Genomic DNA, 12,214 nt, shown 5'->3' with positions numbered 1-12,214 from the left:
GGAACTGCTTGGCGGCAACAATGTATTAACAACCACTGCGCGAATAGACAATAGCCCTAAAAATTGGCGCAAATTTTACGGAGGGATGATTAGAGATGCAATGATTGAATATGCGGAATTTACAAAAAACTATTCAACGTGCGATGAAAAAAGCGGCAATAAAAACGGGCAGCTCAAGGGCTGCCCGATGGTAAACCGAAAAGCGGGTTTTATTTGAACAGATCGGCGCTGACGGTCAGGTTGCCGCCGCTCTTGTTCTGCCACTGACGGGTGACGTGGTAGTACTTGGCGCCTTTCTCGGCCGCGCGTTTCGCCACTTCGGTGGAGACATCGGTCATGCTGTTGAAGTGGCCGGTGAAGGTGACGGAATCGAACGGCACCATCTGCGCGGCGGTCACGTTGTTCACTTCCTGGATCTTGGTGCCGTTAGGCAGCGTGACGGTATAGCGCTGGCCGGTAGAGGACTGGGTTTCGAAGAAACGGCCCACGTCGCGGCTTGGCGAACCGGAAGACGCGACGCCAGGGATTTCGACTTTCGCGGCAGCGGCGCCACCGGCGGCCAGCGCGGCGCGGCCGGCGTCAGAATCGGCCGGAATGGCATCCGGGCTCTGCACGCGGCGTTTTGGCGCATCGGCCTTATAGATGTAGGCGGTGACGAACTGATTACCGCCGGAGTTGGCGTCAACCTGGCGCACGATGAAGAAGGATGCAGCGCCTTTTTTCTTCGCTTCTTTGGAGATGGCGTCGTTGATGTCCGGCTGGCTGCGGTAGAAACCGCTGACGCTCACGGTATCGTAAGGCTCCAGCAGATAGGCTTCATCTTTAGGCAGTTCGTTCACGCCGTTAAATACGCGGTATTTTGGTGTTTTGCTCACTTCTGGCGCATCTTTATGATAAAGGTCTGCGGTGACGCGCCAGTTGCCGCCGTTGTTGCTGTTGTTGCTGTCCTGGATATAGAAGGAATCTGCACCCAGTTTGTCTGCACGGCGGGATACGGCGTCGACGGCTTCATTGATGGCATTGAAGCGGCCGGTAATCGTGATGCGATCAAACGGCTTCAGCGCCGCTGCTTTCTCAGGAGTTAACTCTTGCGCCGCATGAGCAGACAGCGCGGTGAGTGATAACAAGGCTGACGCGATGATCGTGGTCTTCAGCTTCATAAAAAATCCTTTCGCCTAGCGCATTAACGTTTATAACGTACTGAACTGTTTAAGTGTAATTCAGCCGTCGATTATTACATGTAATTCTGAAAACTGTCTCAGCATTTTATGTTATCCCGTGCGACAAATCGCCGACGTTGACGCGGGCCGCACGGATGGCGCCATCGTCATAAGTTTCCATAATAAAGGCTCTGGTGTCATTAATGTTAATTATTCACAAAATGATAACTTTTATGCTTTTTCGCCGCGCGTGGCCATAAATCGTTACGCCGAGCGTAAACCTCTTGTCACGCAGAATGCGCTGTTCTGTATGGGTTTTTTCACGGTAAATTGCGATTTGTCATATCACACGCGGCGTTTTTATGTAAAAACAGAGCTGAATGCGTAAGCAATTATGGATCATCGACCTTATTTTCAGTAGGTTATAGTTGGCGTCTGAAATCAGTGCGGGCAAGTTAACGCCTCGCTCGCCGCTGGCGTCATGCTATGGGCAGGAAAATAATAAACATCATCCAAGACAGGTGAGAAGGGAACATTATGCGTATTGGTGTACCAAGAGAGCGGTTGGCCAATGAAGCCCGGGTCGCAGCCACGCCGAAAACGGTGGAACAACTGCTGAAGCTGGGTTTTACCGTCGCGATTGAACGCGGGGCGGGCAAACTGGCCAGTTTTGAGGACGTCGCCTACGAAGCCGCCGGTGCGGCGCTGGTCGACGAAAGCGAAGTGTGGCAGTCGGATCTGATCCTGAAAGTCAACGCGCCGCAAGACGACGAGATCGCCTTGATGCGCGAAGGCAGCACGCTGGTCAGCTTTATCTGGCCGGCGCAAAACCCCGAATTGATGGCCAAGCTGGCGGCGCGCAACGTCACCGCGCTGGCGATGGACTCGGTACCGCGCATCTCGCGCGCCCAGTCGATGGATGCGCTGAGCTCGATGGCCAACATCGCCGGCTACCGCGCGATCGTCGAAGCGGCGCATGAGTTTGGCCGCTTCTTCACCGGCCAGATCACCGCCGCCGGCAAAGTGCCGCCGGCCAAGGTGATGATCATCGGTGCCGGCGTGGCCGGCCTGGCGGCGATCGGCGCCGCGGGCAGCCTCGGCGCCATCGTGCGCGCCTTCGACACCCGCCCGGAAGTGAAAGAGCAGGTGCAGAGCATGGGCGCGGAATTCCTCGAGCTGGATTTTGAAGAGGAAGCGGGCAGCGGCGACGGCTACGCCAAAGTGATGTCTGAAGCCTTTATCAAGGCCGAGATGGCGCTGTTCGCCGCGCAGGCCGCGGAGGTCGATATCATCGTCACTACCGCGTTGATCCCGGGTAAACCGGCGCCGAAGCTGATCACCAAAGAGATGGTGGCGTCGATGAAACCGGGCAGCGTGATCGTCGATCTGGCGGCGCAAACCGGCGGCAACTGCGAACTGACGGTGGCCGACACCATTACCGTGACCGACAACGGCGTGAAAATCATCGGCTATACCGACCTGCCGAGCCGTTTGCCGACGCAATCTTCGCAGCTTTACGGCACCAACCTGGTCAACCTGCTGAAGCTGTTGTCGAAAGAGAAAAACGGTGAGATCGACATCGATTTCGACGATACGGTGATCCGCGGCGTTACCGTGGTGCGCAGCGGTGAAGTCACCTGGCCTGCGCCGCCGATTCAGGTCTCCGCCCAGCCGAAAGCGGCGCCCGCCGCCGCACCGGTGGCCAAACCCGAAGCCAAACCGACCTCGCCGTGGCTGAAGTACGGCCTGATTGCCCTGGCGATCCTGCTATTCGGCTGGCTGGCGGATGCGGCGCCGAAAGAGTTCCTGTCGCACTTTACCGTGTTCGCGCTGGCCTGCGTGGTAGGTTACTACGTGGTCTGGAACGTCAGCCATGCGCTGCATACCCCGTTGATGTCGGTCACCAACGCGATCTCAGGGATTATCGTGGTCGGTGCGCTGTTGCAGATCGGCCATGGCGGCTGGGTGAGTTTCCTCTCCTTTATCGCCGTGCTGATCGCCAGCATCAATATTTTCGGTGGGTTCACCGTCACTCAGCGCATGCTGAAGATGTTCCGCAAGAACTAAGGGGTAACAAATGTCTGGAGGATTGGTTACAGCTGCATACATTGTTGCCGCTATTTTGTTTATTTTCAGCCTGGCGGGCCTGTCGCGCCATGAAACGTCGAAGCAGGGCAACCTGTTCGGCGTCGCCGGTATGGCGATCGCGCTGATCGCCACCATTCTGGGGCCGGATTCCGGCAACGTCGGCTGGATCATCATCGCCATGATCATCGGCGGCTCGATCGGCGTCTATCTGGCCAAGAAGGTCGAGATGACCGAAATGCCGGAGCTGGTGGCGGTGTTGCATAGCTTCGTTGGCCTGGCAGCGGTGCTGGTCGGTTTCAACAGCTACCTGGATCACGGCGCGCCGATGGAGCCGGTGATGGCGAATATCCATCTGACCGAAGTGTTCCTCGGTATCTTTATCGGCGCGGTAACCTTCACCGGTTCGATTGTCGCCTTCGGCAAGCTGCGCGGCATCATCTCTTCCAAACCGCTGATGCTGCCGAACCGCCACAAGCTGAATCTGGCGGCGTTGGTGCTCTCGTTCCTGCTGCTGGTGGCGTTCGTGCGTACCGACAGCGTGGGCTGGCAGGTGGTGACGCTGCTGCTGATGACGGCGATCGCACTGGCGTTCGGCTGGCATCTGGTGGCCTCGATCGGCGGCGCCGACATGCCGGTGGTGGTGTCGATGCTCAACTCCTACTCGGGGTGGGCGGCGGCCGCGGCGGGCTTCATGCTGAGCAACGATCTGCTGATCGTCACCGGCGCGCTGGTGGGCTCTTCGGGGGCGATCCTGTCTTACATTATGTGTAAGGCAATGAACCGCTCGTTTATCAGCGTGATCGCCGGCGGTTTCGGCAGTGACGGTTCGTCTACCGGCGATGCCGAAGAGATGGGCGAATACCGTGAAACCACGGCGGAAGAGGTGGCCGAGCAGCTGAAGAACTCCACCTCGGTGATCATCACGCCGGGTTACGGCATGGCGGTGGCGCAGGCGCAATATCCGGTGGCAGAAATCACCGAGAAACTGCGGGCGCGCGGCGTGAAGGTGCGCTTCGGCATTCACCCGGTCGCGGGGCGTTTGCCGGGCCACATGAACGTGCTGCTGGCGGAGGCGAAGGTGCCGTACGACGTGGTGCTGGAGATGGATGAAATCAACGAAGATTTCCCGGATACCGACACCGTGCTGGTGATTGGCGCTAACGACACGGTGAACCCGGCGGCATTGGAAGATCCGCGCAGCCCGATCGCCGGCATGCCGGTATTGGAAGTGTGGAAAGCGCAGAACGTGATCGCGTTTAAACGCTCAATGAACACCGGTTACGCCGGCGTGCAGAACCCGCTGTTCTTCAAGGAGAACACCCAGATGCTGTTCGGCGATGCCAAAGACAGCGTGGAAGCGATTCTGCGGGCATTGCAGAAGTAGTTGAGCAACCAAAAAAACGGGCCGCTTATTAGCGGCCCATTTTTTTATGCGTGAAGGCTAATCTTCGTCGTCGTGCTCATCGTCTTCATCCGCCTCGATCGGGCAGTTGAAGTTCTCCGGCTTAATCACCAGCAGATCGCATTTCAGATGGTCGATCACATGTTCCGCGGTGTTGCCGATAAAGGCCGCCGAAATGCCGGTGCGGCCCAGGGTGCCCAGAACCACCACGCCGGCCTGCAGGTGTTCGGCCAGATCGGGGATCACCTCTTCCGGCAGGCCTTTTTCCACGTGGGTGAACTCTTCCTTAATGCAGAATTTCTGCCGCAGCGCCTTCATGGCGATCAGATGCTGGCCGCGGATGGCGTCGTTGTAGACGCTCGGATCGAAGTCGGGCAGCTCGATGGCGATGTTGATCGGGGTAACGGGATAGGCGCCGACCAGGTGAACCTCGGTCTGGTTGACGTTCTGCGCCAGTTCGACGGTTTCTTGCACCAGTTTGATATTGAGCGGGTCGTGATAGGGTTCTTCGCTGGCCAGGTTGACCGCCACCAGCGCTTTGCCGCCTTCTGGCCAGGGTTGGTCTTTTACCATCCACACCGGGCAAGGGCATTTGCGCAGCAGGTGCCAGTCGGTGGGGGTGAAGATCACCGACTCCAGCCGGTCGTGCTGGTGCGCCATTTTCAGCAGCAGATCATGCTGGCCGGAAAGCACTTCCTGAATGATGGCTTCGAAGGGGCGGTTATGCCAGACCACTTTGATTTCGATCGGCACGCCGTCGTTGAGATAGAAGCGGCACTGCTCGTTGATCCAGGCGGCGCGTTGGCTGATCACACCTTGCCGCATCGCCGTTCTTTCGTCCGGGGAGAGCAGGGTCGTCATTTCGTAAGAGAAGTCATAAATGGGCAGGAAGGCTTTGATGCGCCCGCCGTTCCGTTTTACCAGGTACACGGCGCGGCGCAATGCCGGCTGATCGTCCTGATTGGGGTCAATAGCCACCAGAAGATTCTGATACTTCGCCATAGGGCCTCCTTACAGCTGAAATCAACAGTCTGTTAATTTACAGAGTAACCCAACATTGAAAAACAGAACAACAACAGAAGCGTGCCGGATCAACAATTTCGGTGAAATGTTGATCCGGCAGGGGAATCAGGCGTTGACGGTCACGTTGATGCGTGGCGTACCGGCCAGCACCGACAGGGCGTCGGCGTTTTCGATGGTGATGTATTTGCCTTTCACGCTGAGGATTTCGCTTTTCTGGAAGCGGCCCAGCAGGCGGCTGATGGTTTCCACCGTCAGGCCGAGGTAGTTGCCGATGTCGCCGCGGGTCATGGTCAACCGGAACTCGCGCGGCGAGAAGCCACGCTCCGCGAAGCGGCGCGACAGGTTGTAAACGAACGCCGCCAGGCGCTCTTCGGCATTTTTCTTCGACAGCAGCAGGATCATGTCCTGGTCGCCTTTGATCTCGCCGCTCATCAGTCGCATGATCTGCTGACGCAGATTAGGCATTTTGCCGGACAGATCGTCGAGGGTTTCGAATGGGATCTCGCACACCATCGAGGTTTCCAGCGCCTGAGCGAAGCTTGGGTGCTTCAGACCGCCGATGGCGTCGAAGCCCACCAGGTCACCCGCCAGGTGGAAACCGGTGATCTGCTCGTCGCCTTGCTCGGTGATGGTGTAGCTTTTGATGGTCCCGGAACGGATCGCGTACAGCGATTTCAGCTCGTCGCCGGCCTTGAACAGGGTCTGGCCTTTCTGGATGGGCTTTTTCCTCTCGATAATGTTGTCGAGCTGGTCCAGCTCGTGGGCATTAAGGGTGAAAGGAATGCACAGCTGGCTGATGCTGCAGTCCTGGCAATGGATCGCACAACCACCAGACTGGATACGACGAATCACGCGTTTTTCCGGGATCATAGATTACGCTCATTCAATAATTGATATGAGTCAATTTTAACATCTTTTGCTGCAGCTGATAAGGGTGGCATTAGCATGAATAGGGGTATTGTGTGCGAATTTTGCGCACACATGCCGCCGATTATTCTGTATCGCGCTGAAGTCGCTAGATTTATTTGGCACTTATGCGCAACGTGCGGTCGCCATTCCGGCGGCATAAGGCAGGGCAATCGGCGCGGGTGGTCTGCGCGGCTCGCATTGACAGGTTTTAGCGGCGTGAATCAATCATCCTTTGACACATTTACTGGCGAAAGCTTGTCGCATTCATCCGAATCCTCACCGCAAAGCCGCGCCGCATCGGCGTTAAGCTGAAGGTCAGAAAGGCAGGTGAACGATCCTGTTCGGGAGTGGATGATGAAAAAGCGCATACTGTTGATGGCGGCCGCCGCGGTGTTGATGACGGCCAGCGCCGCCGCCTTCGCCCACGGCTATTACGGCCACGGCTACTACCGGCACGGCTATTATTACGGTGGGCCGCGCGTGGTGATCGGCGTGCCCTGGGGGCCGCCGCCGCTCTATTACCCGCCGCCGCCGGTGGTGTATGTCACGCCGCCGCCGCCGCAGACCTATATCGAAAAGCCGCCGAGCTATGCCTACTACTGCCGCCGCCCGGCGGGCTATTACCCCCAGGTGCCGCGTTGTCCTGACGGTTGGATGAAGGTGGTGCCAGACGGTCCGTTCTCCCGGTGATTAAAGGCGGTGCGTGATGAGACACTCTTTTGCTTTCCCGATAGTGGCGCTGGCCGGGCTGTTGGCCGGCTGCGTCTCTGCGCCTTCCGGGCCCGGGGTCACCGCGCTGCCCGGCACGGGGAAAAGTTACGAACAATTCAATCGCGATGAGGCCATGTGCCGCAGCTATGCGCAAAACAGCCTTGGCAGCGGCGCACAAACGGCGGCCAATTCGGCGACGGGAACGGCGGTGGCGGGAACGGCCGTCGGCGCGACGGCAGGGGCGTTGATTGGCGCCGCATCCGGTCATGCCGGCCCCGGCGCGCTGATCGGCGCGGGCGGCGGGTTGCTGGTCGGCAGCGCGATGGCCAATAACTCGGCCTGGCGCAGCAGCGATGACCTGCAAGACCGCTATGATACCGTGTATACGCAGTGCATGTACGCCAAAGGTAACAAGGTGCCGGTGGCCTACGGTTATGGTGAGGCCACCTCATCGCCGGTGCCGCCGGACTACTATCCCGCCGCCCCGGCGGAGGGCGTCCCGCCGGACTATGTGCCGCGCTAGCGCGAGAGCAGATCCTGCGGCAGGTAACCTTCGTGCTGCAGCAGCCACTGCTTGCGCTGCACGCCGCCGGCATAGCCGGTCAGCGCGCCCTGCGAACCGATCACCCGGTGGCAGGGCACCACGATGCTGATCGGATTCGAACCGTTGGCCATGCCGACCGCGCGTGAGGCGGTCGGGCGGCCGATACGTTGCGCCAGCTGGCCGTAGGTCAGGATCTCGCCGCACGGGATTTGGCGCAGCTGTTGCCACACGGTGCGTTGGAACTCGGTGCCGGCGGTCATCACCGGCAGCCGATCGATAATGCCCAGTTCCCCGGCGAAATAGCGTTGCATCGCGTCGGTCAGCCCGCTGGGATCGCGCTGCTCGCGCAGGGTGAAGCGATCGGCGCGGTAGTGGGTATTCAGCAGCTTCATCAGGCGCGCTTCGTGATCGGTCCAGTCAATCGCCCGCAGGCGCCCCTGTTCATCGGCAATCAGCACCAGTTCTCCCACCGGCGTGGCGGTACGATCAATCAAAAAAGTCTGCATCTGGATCACTCCTCGGGTTGGTATGGCGATTATCGCATGAAAGCGGGGGAAGCGATGGCGGATTTCGGACATGCTGATGGGCAACCGCAGGGTTGCCCAAATAGCCGGCTCAGGGTAAGCCGGCGAGTCATTGTACGTTAAATTTATAAAATAAATTTATAAGTAACCAAGACAAGTCGTGTCTTGTTTATTATTTCATCAGACATTAACGCGTTGGCGTTACTTATAGCTGATGGTCACGCGCTTTAAATGGGGATCGTTATTCACCATTTCGCTGGTGACGGCAGAGACTAATTCTTTTGGCATTTCTTTTAACGAAGAGGAAATATACCCGTTCTGATATTCCGTCACTTTACCGAAGCAGTTGGAGATAAGCTGTTCATCCTGATGTGTGATGGTGCAGGCCGGGGTGGTAATGGCGCCGGTGAAGCGCACGACGCCGGAGGCGACCGGGCTGCCGGAAAGCGGTTTTGCTTGCAGAGCGAAGGGCAGAATGACCAATGCGCTTAATACGGCTAAGTAATGGTTCATACGCTGTTCCTCTCAGAGTAAAAATGCTGCCAATTAAAAAACAAGCACGCTTGTTTTCATCAAATAAGCTATTTCGCCTGGCGAAATAAAAACGAATGGGCAAAAATCCTACTGCCTGCATCCAATGAATTTGATAATAGGGAGGTAGGGTGAGTAAAACCATGATTTGGATCATAGTGAAGACCGGTTAATGGTTTCCGGCGCGGGCAGGGTAAAAGGCTGTGATCGTTCTCTCAGGAAAGCGGGAAATGGCGGGATGTTTTCGCCCCCGTGGTGCAGCCACGAAACCGGGGGCGAGCGCGGGGTTACAGCATGCCGCTGCTGCCGCAGATGCGGATCTTTTCCGCCACCACTTCTTTCATCGCCAGCTTGCCGGGGACGATATATTTGCGCGGGTCGTTGGCATCCGGGTGCTGTGAAAAGTAGCTTTTCACCGCATCGGCGAAGGCGATTTTCAGTTCGGTGGCGACGTTGACCTTGCAGACGCCGAGCGAGATCGCGCGTTTGACCATCGCCTCCGGAATGCCGGAGGCGCCGTGCAGCACCAGGGGCACGTCCACCTGTTCGCGGATCAGCGCCAGGCGCTCGAAGTCCAGCTTCGGCTCGCCGTGATACAGGCCGTGGGCGGAACCTATCGCCACCGCCAGCGAATCGATGCCGGTGGCGGCGACGAACTCGCGTGCCGCCACCGGGTCGGTATAGAAACTGTCCGCCGTATCGACGATCAGATCGTCTTCCTGCCCGCCCAGGCGGCCCAGTTCCGCTTCCACGCTGGCGCCATAGCGGTGGCACAAGGTGACCGCAGCAGCCACTTTGGCGATGTTCTGCTCGAACGGCAGATGGGAACCGTCGATCATCACCGAACGGATGCCGCTTTTCACCTTGTGCTCGATGTCGTCCAGCTCTTCGTGATGATCCAGATGCAGCGCCAGCGGCAAATCGTAGCGGTGCGCGGCCGATTGGCAAATGCCGATCAGGTAGTCGGTGCCGGCGTAGCTGAAGGTGCCGGGCGTGCCGGCCATGATCACCGGCGAGCGCAGCTCGGCGGCGGTTTCCGCCACCACCTGCACGGTTTCCAGATTGTGAACGTTAAACGCCGGGACGGCGTAACCCTGGCGCTGCGCCTTGAGCAGCATTTCTCGGTTGGCTATCAGATACATGGGATCTCCTTACTGCACGGGGGAAGGGAAACGGTAAATCGTCACGCCTTTCACCACCCGGTTAACCTCGCCGGTGGGGCAAGGGTTGTCTGGGGTCAGCCCCAGCGCCAGCGAACTCTCGAAGGCCAGCATCTGGGTGAACAGCAGATACGGGAACAGCAGCCAAATATCGTCCGTGGCCTGGTGCATAGGCAGCAGGGCATCGGACGGTGTCCGGGGCTGGCCGGTCAAACCGACCAATTGCATCGCCAACCCGTCGCGCTGCAGCTCGTTCCACAGATCGCGGTCATACTGGCGGGCGTAGTCGTCGTGGGAGAACATCACCACCACCAAGGTTTGGCCGTCGACCATAAATTTCGGGCCGTGGCGCAGGCCGAGCGGCGAGTCGTAGCGCGTCACGATGCGCCCGGCGGTCAGCTCCAGCATCTTGAGCGAGGCCTCTTCCGCCAGGCCGGTAAAGCAGCTGCCGCCGAGAGTGATATAACGGCGGAAACCGCTGGCGGCCAGCGCCTTTACCTGTGGCTGCAGCGTTTCGCGCAGTGCGCGGCAGCGCTGCACCATGGCGTTCAGCGGCGCCTGGGCGGCCTCGAGCGAAAGCGGGCCGAGCAGCAGCGCGGCGCTCAGCATCATGCAGCTGAAGCTGGAGGTCATGGCGAAGCTCTGATCGTTGGAGCCTTGCGGCATCACCAGCGAACAGACGTTGTCGCGCCGATGCGCATACTGCGCCAGCTTGCTGTCCGGGTTGCAGACCAGCATCAGGTGGTAGCTTTCCGGCAGCAGCTGGTCGGCCAGCTCCACCGTCGCCACGCTCTCCGGGCTGTTGCCCGAGCGGGCGAAGGAGACCAGCAGCGTCGGCCGCTCAGGATCGAGATACTGCCGCGGGTTGGCGACGATATCGGTGGTGCCGTAGGCCGCCACGTCGCGGCCGGTGCGTTCGCGCAGCCAGGGCGCCAGGGCGCGGCCGGCGAACGCCGAGCTGCCGGCGCCGCACAGCACGATTTGCAGCCGAGGATTGGCCAACAGCGGCGCCAGGAACGGCTGCCACTGCGCCTGTTGCTCCTGCAGTTGCCGGTGCAGCGCCGCCCACAGATCCGGCTGCTGCCAAATCTCTGCGGCGGTGTGCCAGGCGTTGCGCTGCTTCAGCCAATCCGCCTCGTAAGAGAAATACGCGTTCATGATGACAACTCCTTAAAAGCCTCGGTTAACGGTCGGCGATAATCACGTCGATCCCTAAATGGTGCAGCGCCTGCAGATAGTGTTCCGGAATGCGGCCGTCGGTGACCAGGCGGTGGATCTGGCCGATTTCGCGGATCATGCAAAAGCTGGTGCGGCCGAATTTGCTGGCGTCGGCGATGGCGATCACTTCGCGCGCCACCTCGCACATCACGCGGTTCAGCTGCGCTTCGCCCGGATCCGGCGTGGTGATGCCGCCCGCCAGATCGAAACCGTCGACGCCGAGAAACAGCTTGTCGAACCGGTACTGGCGCAGCTGCTGTTCGGCGGCGGGGCCGTACAGCGACCAGGCCTTGCGGCGCACGCTGCCGCCGACCACCATCAGATCGATCTGCTCGTTGTTGGCCAGCTCGAAGGCGATGTTCAGCGCGTTGGTCATCACCACCAGATCCTTTTTCCCCGCCAGCTGCGGCGCCATCTGGCTGGTGGTGGAGCCGGAGTCGAGGATGACGGCGTCGCCGTCTTCAATCAGCGCCGCCGCCGCGCAGGCGATGGCGTGTTTTACGTCGCGGTTGATGCGGCCCTTGTCCTGCAGCGGGCGATCGAAGGCGAACTGTTTGTTCAACATGGCGCCGCCGTAAGCGCGCACCGCGCAGCCGTGTTTTTCCAGCTGGTGCAGATCGCTGCGGATGGTGACGCTGGACACCGAAAACTGCTGGCTGAGCTGTTCCACGCGCACCGAGCCTTCGCGGCACAGCTGGTCGATAATTAATTCCCGGCGTTTTGCGGTATTGATCATTAACGCAGACTCCTGATTTACCTGTAGCCGTGCCCGACCGCGGCTTAATAAGCCGCAGCGATACCGACCGGAGCGCTTTCAGTTGTTCGTGGCGAATTACAGCAAACGAAACACTGAAATGCAATCGATTAATTTTAAAATATCTATATCTATCAGTTGGTTATATTTAATTTTACTTTCGGTTTAGCGGTAACCGAAAGCGGTATTA

General features: G+C 59.0%; 12 protein-coding genes. 4 read left to right on the top strand and 8 right to left on the bottom strand.

Going from position 1 to position 12,214, the window contains the following annotated elements; translation table 11 throughout:
• Window positions 1-209: 209 nt before the first annotated feature.
• A complete protein-coding gene (ydgH, locus tag V8N38_RS13125) occupies window positions 210-1,160 on the bottom strand; it encodes a DUF1471 family protein YdgH (protein WP_049198294.1) in 951 nt (316 codons plus the stop codon).
• A gap of 537 nt (window positions 1,161-1,697) precedes the next feature.
• On the opposite strand from ydgH, the gene pntA reads away from it, so the two are divergent.
• Both pntA and pntB read left to right on the top strand, forming a co-directional pair.
• Window positions 1,698-3,227: a Re/Si-specific NAD(P)(+) transhydrogenase subunit alpha gene (pntA, locus tag V8N38_RS13120; RefSeq protein ID WP_084827742.1), complete on the top strand. Its 1,530-nt coding sequence runs from the start codon at window positions 1,698-1,700 to the stop codon at window positions 3,225-3,227.
• A 10-nt stretch (window positions 3,228-3,237) separates the two neighbouring features.
• The gene (pntB, locus tag V8N38_RS13115; protein WP_060439853.1) at window positions 3,238-4,632 is read left to right on the top strand and encodes a Re/Si-specific NAD(P)(+) transhydrogenase subunit beta; all 1,395 of its coding nucleotides are present in this window, start codon (window positions 3,238-3,240) and stop codon (window positions 4,630-4,632) included.
• A gap of 57 nt (window positions 4,633-4,689) precedes the next feature.
• Here the strand turns inward: pntB and uspE are convergent, their stop codons facing one another.
• Both uspE and V8N38_RS13105 read right to left on the bottom strand, forming a co-directional pair.
• Window positions 4,690-5,652, bottom strand: coding sequence for a universal stress protein UspE (gene uspE, locus V8N38_RS13110; protein WP_004938281.1), 963 nt, complete (start codon window positions 5,650-5,652; stop codon window positions 4,690-4,692).
• Window positions 5,653-5,778: 126 nt separating this feature from the next.
• Window positions 5,779-6,543 carry an FNR family transcription factor gene (locus V8N38_RS13105; protein WP_004938278.1) on the bottom strand — a complete coding sequence of 255 codons (765 nt, stop codon included), beginning with the start codon at window positions 6,541-6,543 and terminating at the stop codon, window positions 5,779-5,781.
• A gap of 366 nt (window positions 6,544-6,909) precedes the next feature.
• Between V8N38_RS13105 and V8N38_RS13100 the strand changes: the two genes are divergently transcribed.
• Together V8N38_RS13100 and V8N38_RS13095 are read left to right on the top strand one after the other, a co-directional pair.
• Window positions 6,910-7,272 carry a hypothetical protein gene (locus V8N38_RS13100; protein WP_204275788.1) on the top strand — a complete coding sequence of 121 codons (363 nt, stop codon included), beginning with the start codon at window positions 6,910-6,912 and terminating at the stop codon, window positions 7,270-7,272.
• Window positions 7,273-7,288: 16 nt separating this feature from the next.
• Window positions 7,289-7,816: a glycine zipper family protein gene (locus tag V8N38_RS13095; protein ID WP_147839908.1), complete on the top strand. Its 528-nt coding sequence runs from the start codon at window positions 7,289-7,291 to the stop codon at window positions 7,814-7,816.
• Here the strand turns inward: V8N38_RS13095 and ogt are convergent.
• The 5 genes from ogt to agaR all read right to left on the bottom strand — a co-directional run bounded on the left by ogt (window position 7,813) and on the right by agaR (window position 12,006).
• The gene (gene ogt / locus V8N38_RS13090) at window positions 7,813-8,343 is read right to left on the bottom strand and encodes a methylated-DNA--[protein]-cysteine S-methyltransferase (protein WP_060418648.1); all 531 of its coding nucleotides are present in this window, start codon (window positions 8,341-8,343) and stop codon (window positions 7,813-7,815) included. The genes V8N38_RS13095 and ogt overlap by 4 nt on opposite strands.
• A gap of 219 nt (window positions 8,344-8,562) precedes the next feature.
• Window positions 8,563-8,874, bottom strand: a complete 312-nt coding sequence (locus V8N38_RS13085) for a hypothetical protein (RefSeq protein WP_049198300.1) — start codon at window positions 8,872-8,874, stop codon at window positions 8,563-8,565.
• A gap of 305 nt (window positions 8,875-9,179) precedes the next feature.
• On the bottom strand, window positions 9,180-10,034 hold the full coding sequence (locus tag V8N38_RS13080; RefSeq protein ID WP_049199756.1) for a tagatose bisphosphate family class II aldolase: 855 nt from the start codon (window positions 10,032-10,034) through the stop codon (window positions 9,180-9,182).
• A 9-nt stretch (window positions 10,035-10,043) separates the two neighbouring features.
• Entirely contained in the window at window positions 10,044-11,210 is a 1,167-nt protein-coding gene (locus V8N38_RS13075) for an SIS domain-containing protein (protein WP_084827743.1), read from the bottom strand.
• 25 nt (window positions 11,211-11,235) lie between these two features.
• Window positions 11,236-12,006, bottom strand: coding sequence for a transcriptional repressor AgaR (gene agaR / locus V8N38_RS13070; protein WP_147839909.1), 771 nt, complete (start codon window positions 12,004-12,006; stop codon window positions 11,236-11,238).
• Window positions 12,007-12,214: the final 208 nt, after the last annotated feature.

The organism is Serratia nevei, from assembly GCF_037948395.1.
GTDB classification, from domain to species: domain Bacteria; phylum Pseudomonadota; class Gammaproteobacteria; order Enterobacterales; family Enterobacteriaceae; genus Serratia; species Serratia nevei.
Note: the sequence above shows the minus strand (reverse complement) of the source record. Positions and strands in the feature narration are given on the sequence as shown.